Source organism: Tannerella forsythia (genome assembly GCF_001006485.1).
GTDB classification, from domain to species: domain Bacteria; phylum Bacteroidota; class Bacteroidia; order Bacteroidales; family Tannerellaceae; genus Tannerella; species Tannerella forsythia.
Map to the genome: position 1 here is coordinate 17,342 of NZ_JUET01000058.1, position 17,915 is coordinate 35,256.

The 17,915-nt window shown below is 47.6% G+C and carries 17 protein-coding genes and 2 pseudogenes; all 19 read left to right on the forward strand.

Annotated features, from left to right (window positions below; all coding sequences use genetic code 11):
* Positions 1-84 precede the first annotated feature (84 nt).
* Positions 85-2,427, forward strand: a complete 2,343-nt coding sequence (locus Tanf_RS03135; protein WP_046824887.1) for a TonB-dependent receptor — start codon at positions 85-87, stop codon at positions 2,425-2,427.
* A 75-nt stretch (positions 2,428-2,502) separates the two neighbouring features.
* A complete protein-coding gene (locus Tanf_RS03140; RefSeq protein ID WP_236684375.1) occupies positions 2,503-3,705 on the forward strand; it encodes a DUF4374 domain-containing protein in 1,203 nt (400 codons plus the stop codon).
* Between the two features lie 361 nt (positions 3,706-4,066).
* Complete coding sequence (locus tag Tanf_RS03145) at positions 4,067-4,798, forward strand: L-2-amino-thiazoline-4-carboxylic acid hydrolase (protein ID WP_046824889.1); 732 nt, start codon at positions 4,067-4,069, stop codon at positions 4,796-4,798.
* A 174-nt stretch (positions 4,799-4,972) separates the two neighbouring features.
* Positions 4,973-6,418, forward strand: a complete 1,446-nt coding sequence (locus tag Tanf_RS03150; protein ID WP_046824890.1) for a C69 family dipeptidase — start codon at positions 4,973-4,975, stop codon at positions 6,416-6,418.
* A 248-nt stretch (positions 6,419-6,666) separates the two neighbouring features.
* A complete protein-coding gene (locus Tanf_RS03155; protein WP_046824891.1) occupies positions 6,667-7,395 on the forward strand; it encodes a nitroreductase family protein in 729 nt (242 codons plus the stop codon).
* A 39-nt stretch (positions 7,396-7,434) separates the two neighbouring features.
* Positions 7,435-8,223: an outer membrane lipoprotein-sorting protein gene (locus Tanf_RS03160; RefSeq protein WP_046824892.1), complete on the forward strand. Its 789-nt coding sequence runs from the start codon at positions 7,435-7,437 to the stop codon at positions 8,221-8,223.
* A 516-nt stretch (positions 8,224-8,739) separates the two neighbouring features.
* Entirely contained in the window at positions 8,740-8,904 is a 165-nt protein-coding gene (locus Tanf_RS16315) for a hypothetical protein (RefSeq protein ID WP_172794525.1), read from the forward strand.
* Complete coding sequence (locus Tanf_RS03170; protein ID WP_046824894.1) at positions 8,873-10,138, forward strand: DUF1302 family protein; 1,266 nt, start codon at positions 8,873-8,875, stop codon at positions 10,136-10,138. The genes Tanf_RS16315 and Tanf_RS03170 overlap by 32 nt, the downstream gene beginning before the upstream one ends.
* Positions 10,139-10,337: 199 nt before the next feature.
* Entirely contained in the window at positions 10,338-10,901 is a 564-nt protein-coding gene (locus tag Tanf_RS03175) for a methyltransferase family protein (RefSeq protein WP_046824895.1), read from the forward strand.
* 250 nt (positions 10,902-11,151) lie between these two features.
* Positions 11,152-11,334 carry a hypothetical protein gene (locus Tanf_RS15240; protein WP_140230686.1) on the forward strand — a complete coding sequence of 61 codons (183 nt, stop codon included), beginning with the start codon at positions 11,152-11,154 and terminating at the stop codon, positions 11,332-11,334.
* A 141-nt stretch (positions 11,335-11,475) separates the two neighbouring features.
* Positions 11,476-11,871 (forward strand): HU family DNA-binding protein, encoded by a 396-nt coding sequence (locus Tanf_RS03185; protein ID WP_046824897.1) that lies wholly within the window; start codon positions 11,476-11,478, stop codon positions 11,869-11,871.
* Between the two features lie 321 nt (positions 11,872-12,192).
* Positions 12,193-13,014: a zinc transporter ZupT gene (gene zupT / locus Tanf_RS03190; RefSeq protein WP_046824898.1), complete on the forward strand. Its 822-nt coding sequence runs from the start codon at positions 12,193-12,195 to the stop codon at positions 13,012-13,014.
* A gap of 43 nt (positions 13,015-13,057) precedes the next feature.
* Positions 13,058-13,891 (forward strand): class I SAM-dependent methyltransferase, encoded by an 834-nt coding sequence (locus tag Tanf_RS03195; RefSeq protein WP_046825083.1) that lies wholly within the window; start codon positions 13,058-13,060, stop codon positions 13,889-13,891.
* A gap of 34 nt (positions 13,892-13,925) precedes the next feature.
* A pseudogene (locus Tanf_RS03200) lies at positions 13,926-14,216 on the forward strand (ubiquinone biosynthesis methyltransferase UbiE); the annotation flags it as partial.
* Between the two features lie 44 nt (positions 14,217-14,260).
* Complete coding sequence (locus Tanf_RS03205) at positions 14,261-14,773, forward strand: SRPBCC family protein (RefSeq protein ID WP_236684376.1); 513 nt, start codon at positions 14,261-14,263, stop codon at positions 14,771-14,773.
* Positions 14,774-14,802: 29 nt separating this feature from the next.
* Positions 14,803-15,594, forward strand: coding sequence for a class I SAM-dependent methyltransferase (locus Tanf_RS03210; protein WP_046824901.1), 792 nt, complete (start codon positions 14,803-14,805; stop codon positions 15,592-15,594).
* A 15-nt stretch (positions 15,595-15,609) separates the two neighbouring features.
* Positions 15,610-16,230 carry a class I SAM-dependent methyltransferase gene (locus Tanf_RS03215; RefSeq protein WP_046824902.1) on the forward strand — a complete coding sequence of 207 codons (621 nt, stop codon included), beginning with the start codon at positions 15,610-15,612 and terminating at the stop codon, positions 16,228-16,230.
* 78 nt (positions 16,231-16,308) lie between these two features.
* Positions 16,309-16,962, forward strand: coding sequence for a class I SAM-dependent methyltransferase (locus Tanf_RS03220; RefSeq protein WP_046824903.1), 654 nt, complete (start codon positions 16,309-16,311; stop codon positions 16,960-16,962).
* A 78-nt stretch (positions 16,963-17,040) separates the two neighbouring features.
* Positions 17,041-17,856, forward strand: a pseudogene (locus tag Tanf_RS03225) (KilA-N domain-containing protein).
* Positions 17,857-17,915: the final 59 nt, after the last annotated feature.

A 17,915-nucleotide genomic window follows, 5' to 3' on the forward strand; every position in this document is an offset into this window, starting at 1 on the left:
TTGGGTATGGGGTTGTTCTTGCCTAATACCCAACACCTAATATCTCTTAAAAATAAACAGCGTAATAATATGTATATATAGAATATGAACGCAACAATCAGAACAATTGCCGCAGTGGCTGCTTTCATCATATTGACGACCGCCGCACAGGCACAGACGGCAGGTATCAGAGGTGTTGTCGTCGACGATACGAACGAAGAGCCGCTGATAGGTGCAAACATATACATCGAACAACTTCGGCAGGGCGATGCGGCAGGGAGTAACGGCGAATTCGCCTTCTCGGGACTTGCAGCAGACACGTATACTGCCATCGTATCGTATATGGGCTATCGTACACGGACGGAGAAGATTACACTGCGCGAGGGCGAGATACGACAGATAAAGATACGTCTCCAAGCCGAGTCGAAGTCGCTCGGAGAGGTCGTCGTAACGGCAAAGGGCGAAGCCCGAATACTACGCGAACAGGCTATGCCTATCTCGGTCATATCGATGAATCAGCTTAGCGGAACGGTCAATAGTATTGTCGATGTGCTAAACAAAACGGTAGGTGTTACCCTGCGTTCGTCGGGCGGAGTAGGTGGAGCTACACGCCTCTCGGTTCGCGGGCTGGAGGGCAAACGCATAGGATTCTTCATCGAGGAAACGCCTTTGAACGACAATACCGATTTTATCGACATCAACGATATACCTATCGATATGATAGACCGTATCGAGGTGTACAAAGGCGTAGTACCTGCCAAATTCGGCGGCTCGGCAATGGGTGGTGCCGTCAATATAGTCCTCAAAGAGTACCCTGACCGTTATGCCGATGCAAGTTATGCTGTCGAATCGTTCAATACTCATAAGATACAGACCGTTGTCAAAAGAAACATTAAGGAAAAAGGTATCGTATTCGGTGTAGGAGGAGGATATACATATTCCGACAACGACTACGTTATGGAGCTGTCGCACCTGAATAATATAAAGGTGAAACGCAATCACGACAAGTATAAAAAGCTGTTGTTGGGCGGGTCGTTGAAAGCTAAAAAATGGTGGTTCGACGAGGTAGAGTTCGAGCCTGTATTTGTCGGTACATACAGAGATATTCAGGGCATAGAGACCGACATACGCGAGGCATTCATAAAGTCGCGTGCGTACATTCTTGCCAATACTCTGAAAAAAGATAATTTCCTAATCGAGGGGCTCGACCTCGATATGTCTACTTCTGTGGCTTACACCGACTATAATCTTGTCGATACGGCAAAGCAATGGTATGACTGGAACGGCAATGCTTATCCGTCCGTATCTCCGTATGGGGGAGAGTTGGGCAACAGGTACGCCTCCGACGCACGAAACAAAAAGTTTACGATATTAAACAAGCTGAATCTGGAATATCTCATAGGCAAGCAACATACCATCAACTTCAACTCGTACTTTGCTTTTGCCGACGGATATCCCAAAGACAATATGCGGGAGCTCAGCATAGGCAAAAAGGCGGTGTTCGACTCCAAAATGCGAAGTTGGACAGGAGGGCTTACTTACGATTTTCGTAGCGGAGACGACCGTTTCCTCAACTCGCTGACCGCTCGTTATTATCTTTATACGATGAATACACGCAGCGCCAGCATATTCGGGTTGGACGATAAGGACGTGAATCTGAACAAGAGCGACTTCGGTATCAACGACGCTTTGCGTTATCGTTTTATGCCCGACCTGATGGGGAAACTGTCGGCGGGTTACGACGTGCGGATACCGTCCGAGACCGAGTTGCTGGGCGACGGATATACCATATCGCCGTCGGAGGCGCTGTTGCCCGAACGCAATACGAGCATCAACATCGGTATGCTGTACGACCTGACGGGCAAAAAGCCGAGCAATCTGCAAATAGAGATAAACGGATTCTTTATGTATCTGCAGAATATGATACGTTATACGAAAGGTATTATAGGGGCACAGTATCAGAATTTCGGAGAGATGCGTACGATAGGAGTAGAAGCCGAAGTGAAAGCCGATATTACCCATTGGCTATACGGATATGCCAATGCTACGTTTCAAGACCTCCGTGATGCACGACGATACGAAGAGAACAGCTCTGTCCCAAATCCGACGAAGGGGTTGCGTATGCCCAATATCCCATACCTGCTTGCCAATGCAGGGTTGGAGTTTCATACAGAGAATATCTTTGGAGGCAAGGGGCAAAATACCCGTATTTTTGCCGACATATCGTTTGTGGAGGAGTATTTTTACGATTTCGAGATGGCTGCCGGACAGCGGCGTATCCCACGCAGTACGACGATAGACTTCGGCTTCGAACACAGCTTTTTCAACAACAGGTTTTTTATTTCCGGAAAAATAAAAAACCTGACCGATGCACGCGTGTTGTCCGAATTCAACCGTCCGCTACCGGGACGTAGCTTCGGCATAAAAATAAGATACGTGCTTAAATAATATGTTTTCAGACAATTAGATGATAATAAATCATTTTTATAAATAAATTTTTAATCAAGTAATATGTGTAAAAAAATGTTTTTAGCGGCTTGTATTGCCGCAGTAGTGATGACGGGTTGCAAAAAAGACACTCCGAATGTACCCGATGGAGGCAAAGGTAAATTTTTAATTGAGACCACCGTTAAGAATCCTGATGGGATGAGCGGTTCGTCGTTCTTACAGCTTGTTCCCGATATATCGGGGAGTATCGATAATTCCAACGCCATTCCGTTGGGTTTCTCGAGTCCGGTAGCGGTCGTAGACAACAGTGTGTTTATTTTCCCCACTATGGGCAAAGATGCCGACAATAACATAAAACGCTATACCTATGACCTATCGGCACAGAAGCTCACCGGTATGGTAAAAATGGACGTACCGGCAAACACAATGCCTATTAATATTATTAAAGTAACCAATCGGAAAGCCTATGTGCCGTTCTACACTTTGGGTGTGGTGTGGATTGTCGATATCGAGACGATGCAGAAGACGGGCGAAATAGACCTTAAGCCTTACTCGCACAAAGATTCAAGTCCCGAGCCTGCTTTCGGTATCGTACGCGACGGACTCTATTACCTACCGCTCGACCAGATTAACGAAAACTTTATGCCTTACGAAGATTATCGTCAGGTAGATGTAGCTGTAATCGATACGAAAACAGATAAGGTACAGAAGATTATATCCGAAAAAACATCGAAGCTCTCTTTCCCGACAAGACCTATGTTGAGGAATATGATTTTCACCGACGAACACAACGATATCTATATTGCTTGCCCGGGCAATTTCGGACTTAACCCGACGTATCTCAATAACGGTTTCGTCTGTATCCCTGCGGGAAGTACCGAATTCGACGTATCGAAATCGTGGGATATAAAGGATAATGTGATAATCGGCACCGACGAAAACTACAAACCCGCCTCGATATTCAACTGCAAATATATAGGCAACGGTAAGGTAGCCGCCTATGTCAATATCATGGAATTGAACGGTAAAAATCCGTATACCTCGAAAAACAGTATGGCTGTAATTATAGATATGAAAGCTAAGACGATTACCAGAGTGAAAGGTGTCCCGTTGAGCGATAGCCATAGCGTGGTAGTGGAATTCCATAACGGTCAGGTTTTCTTTGGAGCTTACGGCGACAAGCAAGCAGGCTTCTTCACATACAACCCCGCAGACAGCGAGGCAAAACACGTATGCACCACAACGGGTAATCCTATCGATCTCTATATTTTCAAATAAAAGGTTATTGGGTGTTTGGGTATTGATATACCGTATATACGCCCAATATGGGCGTATATACAACCCAATACCTCTATGCCGAAAGTTGCATTAGTTTCTGAATAATAAAAGGTTAGATATATGTACACGAAACAAAAATATAATACCGATGTTCTCCGTCACCGTTCGATACGGTTGTGCGGATAGTTGGCTTTGCCTACAAAGCATTTTATGCGTGAGTTCTTACGAACGGAGCGGTTGGATTGTCTGGACGAAAAAACGTTTCCCCTGCCCCAAAACAACCCCAAAATCGTAGGAGTATCGATACGCTCTGACGAACACACGAGATTATTAAACATAAAATTAAAAGAAGGAGAATACTATGATAAAAACGAATGATTTTACGGATTATTACACGAAGCAACACGCGAATATGATAAAGCAGTTCGAGCAATGGTTTCGGTGTGTACGAAAAAGTGCCGCTCCATACATAACGTCCGAGCAGTCGGAGAGGGTACACGAAATCGCTTTGAAAGAATACGAGACGCTTATCCCCGAAATACCTTATATCGGCGGTAAGAAAGTAGCCGGTACACGCAATCTGGTAGGCAGTGTCATACTGCTTGCATACATCAGAGCGTTCGAAAAAGAAGGACTCTCGGAGCGAGTCATCGGAGAAATCGTTTATAAAAGTTTCGACGCTTTTTTTGCTCGAATTCCAGCCGTATTCGGCACCCTTGCGGGAAAACTGATGTTCGTGCCGTGGTATGTAAAAAAGCGTAAAAAGACGATGGAACGTGTTGCTGCCTTGCCATATACGGAAGGCTTCGTTTCCAGTTTTGTGCCCTGTGTCGACGGTAGTTTCGTTTTCGGACAGGATGTGTCGGAATGTGCCATTCACAAATTCTACGTAAAGCACGATGCTCGGAAATATGTGCCATATCTTTGTTTGGGCGATTATCCGATGTTTCGCAGACTGAATATCGGATTTTTCAGAACCAAAACGATAGGGCACGGAGATGCCGTATGCGATTTTCGTTTCAAAAAGGGGAAAACCGAAAGCGGCTGGCCTCCCGAGAATCTGGCTGAATGGCAGGGAAGTAGAGAAAACTGAGATAGCTGTGCGAAATGATATTGAGCGCTGTGGAAACGAATGATGGAAAAATGTTGGTTGACAATACCGAACCGTTATCGCAATGTGATTTTACACGAAGATATCGTAATACCGAATCATTTCCACACAGTTACATAAAACATTAAAATAAATAACAAATAAAATTTTATAGATATGAATAGTAAAAAGATTAACGGAAAAGGAAGCATTTACCCGTCGGAATGCACGACCGTGATAGTCGGCAATAAGATGACAGACGACGGTTCGATGATTGTGGCACGGTCTGAGGACTGGAATACTATGTTTGCCAAAAACTTGGAGATTTACGAAGACACTGCCGAAGGTCCTGAGACATTCGTTGCCCGAGACAGTGCCTTCCGCTGCGAGCTGCCACGTGAGGCACTCGGCTATACGGCGTTAGCTCCGTATCATCTGCCGGGACACTGGGGCAGTGCGGGCTTCAACACGGTGGGCGTAGGTATGAGTGCCACTGAGAGTATCTTCAGCAACGAGAAGGCTCTGCAAGCCGACCCGCTTGTCGAGGACGGCGTTGCCGAAAACTCGGTATTCAATATCGTGCTGCCGTATGTACGTACGGCACGCGAAGGGGTGCGGCGTCTGGGAGAACTTATCGAACGCCACGGAGTAGCCGAAGGATTCGGTATCGGCTTCGTGGACGATAGCGAGATATGGTATCTCGAGACCGCTTGCGGACATCGCTGGCTGGCTTGCCGTATGCCCGAAGACAAGTACTTCGTGACAGGCAATCAGAGTCGTTTCCGAAAGTACGACCCCAATGATACGGAGCACTATATGGCGTCTGCCGACTTGATAGAGTTTGCCCGCGAGCACGGATTGTACGACCCCGCCAAAGGAGAGTTCGACTTCCACGAAGCTTATGCCCGCGACATAGAGCTCGACACCACCTACAACTATCCCCGCGTATGGGGATTGCAGGCGATGTTTAGCCCGCAGATAAAGAACGACGTGGCACGCAACACATTCCCTGTATTTGCCGAAGCCTCCAAGCCGCTGAACCTCGACGACATACGACGTGCATTCCGTTTCCATTACCAAGGTACCGAGCACGACCCCTATCTGCACCGCAACCCGAAGGAGAAGTACCGCCCTGTATCTATCTTCCGTACCACGCAGACACATATCCTACACGTACGTCCAGAGCTGCCGCAGGCTATCGGGCGTGTCGATTATATGGCTATGGGAATGGCTGTGCTGGGGGTATTCTTGCCACTGTATCAGGGGATAACGTCGTATCCCGAGGCGTACACGAAGGGTACCAACCGTTCGAGTGCAGACTCTGCCTATTGGAAGTTCCGTAAGGTGCAGACATTGGGAATGGTCGATTTTAATCGCTATGCTCCGCTCATTCAGAGCACATACTCGCGTTTCGAAGCCGAGACGGCACAGCGGCAATGCGAGATGGAAGAGCAGTATTTGCAGATATACAAGACACAGCCTATACGTGCACGTGAGTTGCTGCAATCGTTCTCCGACAAGATGCTCGAAGCGGCTCTCGACGTAACGGACAAGCTGACAGAGAAGTTGTTTACCTGCCTTGCCGAAGATATTCAGGCAGAATACCGCTTTGCCGGAGCATGATTTCATAGCGACCACCTCTTACGGTGAAAGGTTTTAATCGCAAAGTAAGCGAAGGAATATACAAAGTACGCAGTAATATTGATATAATGAAAATAGAAAAATCTTGCAACCACTGCGAAACCCTCTGCATTACTTGCGATAGGAGAAAAAAAATAAAAACACTAACGGGGATTCCGTAGATACGCCCCAATGGGCGTATCTACAACCCAATACTTTAAATTAGATTACATAAAAAAAGAAGAATAATTATGAACCTTGAAGAAATATTGAATCATCGCCGTGCTGTGCGTAAATATAGCACAACGGAGCTTATCGACACCGAAAAGGTTCGTCGATGTCTGGAGCTGGCTCTGCTTGCCCCGACAAGCTCGAATATGCAGCTTCTCGAGATGTATCACATTACCGACGGAGAACTCCTGAAGAGGTTAGCCGTTGCCTCGCTCGACCAGCAGTCGGCAACCACCGCTCAGGAGATGGTTGTCTTCGTGGTACGCCGCGACCTGTATCGGCAGCGGGCAAATACCGCCTTTGCTTTCGAAAAAGGAAATGTCGGTCGCAACAGCCCTACCGAAAAACAGGCTAAACGTATTCGTCAGTGGGATTCTTACTATAAAAAGCTGATACCTTTTCTTTATGCCCGCTGCTTCGGTCTGTTGGGACTGCTCCGAAAACTGTTGGTATCGGTCACAGGGCTTTTCCGTCCCATCATACGTCAGGTTTCCGAAGGAGATATACGTGTCGTCGCCCATAAGAGTTGTGCCTTAGTAGCTCAAACCTTTATGTTGGCGATGTCGGAGGAGGGCTACGATACCTGTCCGCTGGAAGGGTTCGACAGCCTTCGGGTGAAACGTATCTTGCGACTTCCCTGTTCGGCTGAAATCAATATGATTGTCTCGTGCGGTATCCGTACGGCAGGCGGCGTATGGGGCGAACGTTTCAGACAACCGTTCGAGACGGTATATAAACGAAATATATAACAATTCAATAGCATTTATAATTTAATACATAAAAATAATATGAACACAACAATCAGAACAATTGCCTCGGCGGTACTCATCACATTGGCAACCGCTGCACAGGCACAGACGGGGCGAGACATCGCCCAGAAGGTAAAAGACCGTCCCGACGGCGACACACGTCGGTCGGAAATGGTAATGAAACTCGTCAACAAGCGAGGCAGCGTACGCGAGCGTAAACTCGTCTCTTACTCTATCGATGTGGGTAAGAACAAAAAAGACCGTAAATCGATGATGTTTTTCAGCTATCCGGGCGATGTCAAAGGCACGGGCTTCCTTACGTGGGACTACGACCAGGTGGGTAAGGACGACGACAAATGGCTCTATCTGCCGGCGATGAAGAAGACACGACGCATCAGCGGCTCGTCGGCAAAGACCGACTATTTTATGGGTAGCGACTTCACCTACGACGATATGGGCAGCCGCAACGTGGACGAAGACACGCACAAGCTGCTCGGCGAAGAGACCGTCGACGGATACAAGTGCTGGAAGCTCGAGTCGACGCCGAAAGACAGTCGCGACATCTATTCCAAGAAGATAGCGTGGATACGTCAAGACTGCCTTATACCCGTCAAAGTGGAGTATTACGACAAGATGAACAAGTTGCACCGCAGGCTCGAGATATCGGATATACGGCAGGTCGACGGTTTCTGGACAGCTGCCAAGATGCAGATGACCAACGTGCAGACCGAGCACCAGACCATTCTGGAAATCAACAACCCGAAATACAACGTCCCCCTCGAGGAGGCGAAATTCAACGTAACGACACTGGAGAAAGGGTCGATGTGATGGCGTTTTCGTTATTGTTATTGTTGTTATCGGTAGAGACAATTCATGAATTGTCTCTACCGACAAATTGAATCCGAAAATATTTGTGGATAATTGATGACCAAATATAAAAACAGGTATCGTGTAGAAACAATCCGATGGCAAAATTGGGATTATTCCGATGCGGGACAATATTTTGTTACCATTTGTGTAAACAAAAGGGATAAGATATTGGGTACGGTAGACAATGGTAAAATGATATTATCCCCATACGGCGAAATCGTGAAATCCGAGATTTTGGCAATACAGACGTATTTTGATAACGTCGATGTCGACAAATGGGTTATTATGCCGAACCATTTGCATCTGATAATAACGATATATGATGTTGGGGTGTGGGCGATTCCCCATGTAGAGACAATTCATGAATTGTCTCTACAACGACGACAACAATATGATAAACAATATCATATAAAACGCAGACAGATGTTGATACCCAAAATTATCGGAAAATTTAAAATGAGAACCTCCAAAAAGATGAACGAAATCCGTCATACCCAGGGATACAAAAACTGGCAGTCGGATTATTTCGACCGTGTCATCCGTAACGAAAAGGAATATTACAGGATAAAACAATATATTATTAATAACCCTTTAAACTGGTACAAAGATGAATTATATACCGAAAAAAATAAAACGTAATACAGTAATAATACTGTTTGCCCTATTATATGCGGCAATATCGACACACGCACAGACCGACGAAGAAAGTATCTGGCGTATCAAAGGTTTTGTAGATACGTATCATGCTATGCGTACCGACGAACCTAACAACCTGATGAGCTCACGCACTCGTGTACGCGGCGAGATAGGACGCGACTTCGGGCGGTCGTCGCTCTTCGTCTCGTTCAACGCAACGTACAATGCTCTGCTGAAAGCCCGTACCGGCTTCGAGCTGCGTGAGGCGTACCTCGACCACCGTGGCGACCACTGGGGACTGCGTGCCGGACGGCAACTCGTCATCTGGGGAGCAGCCGACGGCGTACGTATCACCGACCTCGTCTCGCCGATGGATATGACAGAGTTTCTGGCACAAGACTACGACGACATCCGTATGCCTGTCAATGCCTTGCGATTCTTCGTCTTCAACGACAAGATAAAGCTCGAAGCCGTAGCCGTGCCCACCTTCGAGGGATATGTGTTGCCTGTAGACGCCTCCAATCCGTGGAGTGTGTTGCCGACAGACTCACCGCTGCCGGTCTTGTGGGACGACAAGGGCAGTCGTCCTGCATTCCGCCTCTCGAACTTCGAATACGGCGGTCGTTTGAGCTTCACTCTGCCGGGTATCGACTTCGCTCTGGCAGGGCTGTATACGTGGAACAAGATGCCTGTATTACAATATAAACCATCGATGACCGAAATCACCGTCTCGCCGCAATACTACCGTATGGGTTTTGTCGGCGGCGATGTGTCGAAGCCGCTCGGGCAGTTCGTGCTGCGGGGCGAAGCGGCGTACAACATCGACAAGCATTTCAGCTACACGATGGAGGCAGCCGGTGTTCCGCAACGAGGCTTCAACTCGCTCAACTGGCTGATGGGCGTCGATTGGTATGCTCCACATGAGTGGACGTTGTCGGTGCAGTGCTCTTCGGAGCATATCTTCGGGTACGAAGACATTATCTCACAGCAGCCCAACGGCACGCTGGCGACGCTCAACGTATCGAAGAAGTTGTTCAACAGCACGCTGCAACTCTCCGACTTCACCTATTTCGACATCGACAACAAGGGCTGGTTCAGCCGTTTTGCTGCCGACTATGCTCTGAGCGATCAGATACATCTGCTGGCAGGCTTCGACTGGTTCGGTGGCGACAAAGGCATCTTCGGCACCTACCGAAACAACTCCGAAGTATGGATAAAGGCGAAGTACAGTTTTTAGGAGAGTTGTTGGGTGTGTCTGCCCTTGCGTTCTTTGCGGTTAAAAAGACATAGACCGCAAAGAGAGGGAAAGTATCCTTTGTAATTTTAACATTTTTCTCCTCATAAATAGGTAGTATTATAGGTAAAAATACTTACTTTTAGGGATTGTAGACGCTGTTTATTTATTATAGTTTTGTAACTAAAAAACATATTATCGTATGGAGCTCTCTTTTTTTACAACATTCGAGATAGGTTGGCTGAATGCGTGGATACCGTCATTCGCCCTGTTGTTGGTACAATTTCTTTTTATGATACTCTTCCCCAAAGGGAGTAAGCGGGCGGTCGATACATCGTGGTACACTCCCCGGGATCGCCGGTACGCACTTCTGAGTTCGGCGGCTCAGGCAGCAGTGCTGATCATATCCGTTTTTGCGCCGTTTAAGTTCGGGACGGCTTGGTTTACTGTCGGTACGGTCGTTTATCTGATCGCCTTTACATTGTTTATCTGGTCTTTCTTTTCGTATAAGGCAGGGAAACCGGGTGAGACGATTCAGGGAGGCATCTACCGTTACTCACGTAATCCGATGTATTTCTTCTTCATGCTCGGCATGCTGGGCGTGTGTATCGCTACGGCTTCGTTGTGGCTGTTGATTGTCATGCTACCGTTTGCTGTTTTTACGCATGGTATTATCCTTGGCGAAGAACGTTATTGCGAAGCCACTTACGGCGAAGGCTACCGGAAATACAAGGCCGGCACGCCCCGCTATTTTTTAATTGTATAAGGTATTATGAGTGTTGGGTGTTAGGTATTAGGTATTAGGTTGTAGGGGCGAACCCTTGTGTTTGCCCGATAATATGAAATGTCCGCCCCGATGAAATGCAATAAATATGATAATAATGGGAAATGACGAATGTTGCAATGTAGCTGTAGAGACGCAATTAATTGCGTCTCTACGATGGGGTGGCAAAATGCTAAAACCTAACACCCAAAACCCCAAAATAAGAAATCAATCAATAAAAATAATAAGCATTATGAGCATTACGAATTTTATCAACAGTGAGGCAAGTACCATTGTGCAGGGTGTGAACGGTATACGCCTGTGTCGGGAATCGTGGATGACCGAAAAAACGAGAAAAGGAGCAGAACGTTGCGAACCGGCCTCGCAGCCCGGGGGGCAGGCGATAGAACAGGATGAAGCAGAGAAGAAAACATAGGGTGTTGGGTCTCTTGGGTGTTGGGGCCGGGTATTGGGCATTAGGCAAAAGCAACCCAATATCTAAATAAAATATGAATGATAATGGGAAATCTCAAAAAAGTATAACCGTCCCTTTCGGGGGCATAAAACAATTTATATTATGGCAGTATTTTATAACAAGATGCAGCGGAAGAATCCGTCGAAGCCGGCGGAACCCGCCAAATGGTATCCGATATTGCGCCGGGTGGAAATGATGAAGGAGAAAGACGTAGCACGCCATATCTCCGACGAGACGACCCTCAACCCGAAAGAGGCCGAAATGGCTATTTCGCAGTTGAAGAAGGTGCTGATTGCTGCTCTGCTCAACGGACAAAGCGTACAGTTGGGCGACTGGGGTACGTTTCATCTGACGCTCAGTAGCGAAGGAGTAGCAACCGAAGCCGAAGTATCGCCTGCTCAAGTGAAGAAAGTCAACATCCGTTTTCAGGCAGGAAAGGAGTTGCAGGAAGCCATCAATAAAGCACAGTTTATAGAGGCTTCTTCGCTGAGCAAGTAAGGTAGTTTAGGCGTTGGTTTATGGACATGTCGGGGCAAACCCCTGTGTTCGCCCCGACAAAAATGATAACAACAGGAAATGCACCCGATACCCGACATCCAACACCCCGAACCCAATACATCCCAATGCCCGACTTGTTTATTTGAGACGGCCGTCTCGAGGAAACGGCACCGCCGTCTCAGCAAAACGAGTCCGCCGTCTCAATGTTGCGAGACGGCGGACTCGGCAAAACGGTTCTTCGCGCCTCTTGTGTCGGGACGGTTTAGTCGCCAAGGTCGCAAGGAATACGCCAAGAACACAGATGATTAAAGGTGAAAGACAATGGATAAACAACTTTTTTTCGCGTTTCTGCTGACGCTTCTTGCCGGTATCTCCACCGGCATAGGCAGCGCCATCGCGTTTTTTGCCAAACGCACGCATACCTCGTTTCTATCTGTCTCGCTGGGTTTCTCGGCGGGCGTAATGATTTACGTCTCGTTCATGGACTTGATGCCCAATGCCGTCACTTGGCTCTCGGAAATTCACGGTACACAGAAAGGTACTCTTTATGCTACACTCTCATTCTTTGCCGGCGTACTGCTCATCCTGCTTATCGACAGACTGGTACCCGACAGGGAAAATCCGCACGAGATGCGGCGGGTCGAAGCGATGGAACACATCGGCCGGATCGGAAAAGATACACGCCGACGCCCGAACCTGCTCCGCACGGGACTGATTACGGCACTGGTGCTGGGTATCCACAACTTTCCCGAAGGGATGGTTACTTTCCTTGCCGGACTGAAGGATATAAACATCGCCATACCGATTTCGATCGCTATTGCCATTCATAATATCCCCGAAGGCATCTCGGTTTCGGTGCCGATCTATTATGCCACCGGCAATCGCAAGTACGCTTTCTGTCTCTCGTTTCTCTCCGGTCTGGCCGAACCCGTAGGAGCGTTTATCGGCTATCTGCTGTTAGCACCCTACCTCAACGATCAAATTTTCGGACTGATTTTCGGGGTGATTGCCGGCATCATGGTCTTTATCTCGCTCGACGAACTGCTGCCCGCAGCCGAAGAATACGGCAAGCATCACCACGCTGTCTACGGACTGATAGCGGGAATGACCGTTATGGCTGCCAGCCTGATATTGTTGGCATAAGGCGAATGTTTTTTACACAATGAAAATGCAAACAAGCGAATATATGAATCAAAAAATAGAAAACAAACTGACCGAACTGCCCGAAACGATGCTTATCACGCTTTGGGCAAAGGCAATCGAGACAGGCCGTCCCGATGCCTTGTTGCACGACGAAAAAGCGGTCGAGATACTCCGCCGGATCGATTACGATTTCACCAAGTTCCGCAAAGCCAAATTCTCGCAGGTGGGATGCTGCATACGCGCCGCCCTTATCGACCGCGAAGCGCGGGACTTTCTCAGCCGCCATCCCGATGCCGTCGTCGTACAGTTGGGTGCCGGCATCGATGCCCGCTACGAGCGTCTTAACTATCCTGCCGTAACCCACTGGTACGACCTCGACCTGCCCGAAGCCATCGACCTGCGACGAAAGTTCCTGCCCGAAACGGAACGGAACACCTTCATCGCCTCTTCGCTCTTCGACGAGGAGTGGATGGAGCAGGTGCAGTCGCACCGTAAGCCTGTGCTGATACTTATCGAAGGGGTGCTGATGTATTTCGAACCCGAGCAGGTACGCGCTTTCTTCGACAAAGTTTGCAGTCGCTTCGACGAAGCGACCATCGTCTTCGACATGCTTGTTTTTGCAGCCGTAGGGCATTCCCGTCAACACGATTCGCTCCGCAGCATGAGCGACAAGGTAGAGTTCAAATGGTCGCTGCTCGAAACCAAAGATATGGAGACGTGGAACAACCGGATCCGTCTCGAAAGAGAACATTATATGAGCAATCACCATAGAGGGCGTTACCCTTTCATTGCCCGGATGCTCTATAAAATACCCTATTTCTTCCGCCGCTTCAATCAGCGGGTGGTCGTATTGCATATTACTAACCCCAAAAAATAACAAGTCATGCAAAAAAAATGCCTATGAAAAACGGATGAACGGCTTCCACGTCTTCCCCGACAAGCCGAAAGCGTTTGCCGAAACCTTCCGCGTGTTGAAGTCGGGCGGGCTTTTCTGCGGATGTTTCTACATCACGGGGCAGCGTCCGTGTGCCGACCGTTTTGTGCGTCACGTTCTCGACCGCAAAGGACTGTTCGTACCGCCTCACCTCACCCGTACCGAAGCCGAAGACCCGCTTCGCTCCCTTTACGGAGATAAGGTAACGATAAAAATTTACAGCTCAGTGCTTTTATTCAAGTGTATTAAACCAACGTCGGAAAAATGAAACGTATAACAGGCATATTGCTCATATTTTTAGGAACAATCTGTATGAAAGCAAACTCACAAAACAATAACCGTATGATGGAACTTCGCGATTCGATAACGATAAACACGACGATTGCTGCTGTCTCGGACTGGTTCGAGAACCTCGACACCAATTTTGTCCGCTGGAATGTCCGCCACAAAGAATTTAAGTACCTTACTGGCGGCAAGGAGGTAGGCGACAAAGTATATTTCGCGCAATGCGTTGAAGGTGTTTGGTACAAAGTAAAAGCCGTCATCACCGAGAAACAGATGGACGACAACTTGTTCAACCTTACCGTGAAATCGACAACAGGCTTGGGTGTCATTACTTTTAGGGCAGAGAAGCAGCCCGACGGCTCGGTGCTCTTTACGCATATCGAGAGCTTCGGAGCCCGAAGGTCGTTCTTCGGAAACTTCGTTAACTGGTTGTTTTTTAAGGCACTTTTCCCGAAACAGGCAAACTGGGAACTGATAAAGCAGGATATGCAGGAAGACGACCGAAACCTGAAACGAATACTCGAAAAGTCTGATTTTTAGCTTGTTTTTAATAAATTTATTCGATAGTTATGATTGAAACAGAGAAAACGAATTATGGGAATTGGATACCGCGAACGTTTATGACGTTGTGTTATTCGGCAGTTGCTCTGCTTCTGGCGATAGGGCTCGGTTTGTTCTTCGCCTCTGTCGGTACGGTGGTGTTGTGGCTGACGGGCGTTGTATTACTTTTAGCGTTGTTGTTTACGCTCTATATGCAGGTGTGTCGTTGGCTTTTCTCGTTTACGGGCAGAGGGGTGATGGGTAAGTTCCACGAATACCTGTTGGCACATCTCGATTGGGACGGACACGGACAAATGCTCGACATCGGTTGCGGGGCGGCGGCACTCACCATCAGGTGTGCTCATACATATCCTCAGGCACAGATAACCGGCATCGACTATTGGGGGATCGGGTGGAATTACGCCAAAGAGCAGTGCGAACGAAATGCGGCGATAGAAGGCGTTGGCGAGCAGACAGTCTTTCGGAAAGGCGATGCGGCGAAACTTGATTTTGCCGATGGTACGTTCGATGCCGCAGTGAGCAATTTTGTTTTTCACGAAGTACGCACACAGCCCGATAAGCATCTGGTTGTACGTGAAGCATTGCGTGTGGTACGCAGTGGCGGATCGTTTGCGTTTTTAGACCTCTTCGGGCAGAAGCAGCTCTATGGCGATATGACGGCTTTTGTGGCACAACTCAGAAAGGAAGGTATCTCCGAGATTCATTACATTGCCAACGTAGAAAAGCAACCGTTTATGCCTGCGTTTCTACGTACGCCTTGGATGATGTACGGAGTGGGACTTATCTATGGGAAAAAATAAAATTGAAATAACAGTATGTTTAATAGAATAATCGGAAACACACGAAAGCCCGAGAGTAACTTCTGGGGACGAATGATGCTTCGGGGAATGAATTGGGGGCATAACGCGATGGCTGTGTGGTGTATCGATAAATGTATAAAACCGCAGGGCAACGAAGATATTCTCGATGTCGGTTGCGGTGGTGGGCGGAATATTGCCCATTTCCTGAAACGTACCGAGGGCAGGGTTTACGGTATCGATTACTCGCCCGAGAGTGTAAAGAAATCGATAGAAGTAAATCGCCATGCGATAGCACAGAAGCGGGCGGAAATATACGAAGCAAATGTATCGGCAATACCTTTCGATGACGGAATGTTTGATATTGTTACCGCTTTCGAGACCATCTATTTTTGGAATAATATCGACGTTGCTTTCCGTCAGGTAAGCAGAGTGTTGAGGAAGGGAGGACGGTTCGTCGTTTGCAACGAATTGGCATCTCCAAAGGGGAACGAATTGTGGATGAGGTCGCTTAATATGCCTATCTACACCGTCGAGGAGATAGAACAGCTGATGCTTGCCAACGGGTTCGGTACGGTAGAGAGCTTTCGCCGCCACAAATTGCCGCATATTGCAGTTATTGGAACTAAAAAATCATAATACGGAATAATATTGCACACACTCAAAGTAAAATACAAATCTGTATGGGTTATATCTTCCTCAAAAAAATGACAAACAATGCAAAGGAATGCCTATAAGAAACGAATGAAACACTACGACGACGTACTGACGGGACGTCGCTGGTGGTCGCATATTTATATGAAATACCTCTGGCGGACGGACGATAACGCCATTGCTCGCGAGGTGCTGGCGATGATTCCCGACGATTTTCAGTGGAAAATACTGGATGTGCCCGTCGGTACGGCTGTTTTTACTGCCGAGAAATACCGTCGGATGCCCGATGCCGAAATCGTAGGGCTGGATTATTCGCAAGAGATGCTTGCCATTGCCGGCGAACGTGCTGCTCAGATGCAGCTCCGCAACCTCCGTCTCGAACAGGGCGACGTGGGCAAGCTGCCTTACCCCGACGATAGCTTCGACTGTGTCTTGTCGATGAACGGTTTCCACGTCTTCCCCGACAAACCGAAAGCGTTTGCCGAAACTTTCCGCGTATTGAAGTCGGGCGGGCTTTTCTGCGGATGTTTCTACATCACGGGGCAGCGTCCGTGTGCCGACTGCTTCGCACATTATGTACTCGACCGTAAAGGGCTGTTTGTCCCGCCCCACCTTACTCGAACCGAAGCCGAAGACCTGCTTCGCTCCCTTTATGGCGATAAGGTAACCGTGCGTAACGAACGCTCGATACTGATTTTTAAAGCAAGAAAACCATAGTGTCACTTGCGGAGAAAAAATATACGGAACGATTTTTTACTGAAAAATAATTAGGATTTAAAGAGAAGAGCGGAACGAATGGCAAAGAACAGGAAAATAAACGTACAAGGAGTTGATATAATATTGTATAAAACAGACAATAGCGATTATATCAGCCTGACGGATATGACAAAGGCTTTCCGTGAAGGAAGCAGTCTTATCGGAAAATGGATTACCAACAAAAATACATTGGAGTATATAGGCATCTGGGAAAAAATCAACAATCCCGATTTCAATTACCCCGAATTCGGGGTAATTGAGCGGGAAGCAGGAAGCAACAGATTCATAATGTCTGTGGGTCAATGGATTGAGAGAACAAAAGCAATTGGATTAGAGGTAAAAACGGGGCGTTATGGCGGGACTTTCGCCTACAAAGACATTGCTTTTCATTTTGCAATGTGGTTGAGTCCCGAATTTCAGATATATCTTGTAAACGAATTTCAGCGGCTTAAGGAAGAAGAAAACAACCGTCTCAAACTGGAGTGGAATTTACAGCGCACCCTTGCCAAAATCAATTATCATATCCATACCGATGTCATAAAAGAGACTCTTATCCCGAAAGAGGTAAGCAAGCGGCAGGCGGCTCTTATCTATGCCGACGAGGCGGACTTACTCAATACGGCATTGTTCGGACTTACCGCCAAAGAGTGGCGAGAGCGTAACCCCGCCCTGAACGGTAATATCCGCGACTATGCCGAGTTGGAACAGTTGGTAGTGCTCAGCAACCTGGAAAGCATCAATGCTTTGCTTATCAAATAGGGATTGTCGCAAAGCGAACGACTCATTCAGCTCAACAGGGTAGCAATCTCACAAATGAGGTCGCTGGTAGAAAACAGGGCAATAAAAAGGTTATAGGGTCGTATTGATTATGCCCTTATCGAATACATTTCGGAAACGACAACAGAATGTATGAA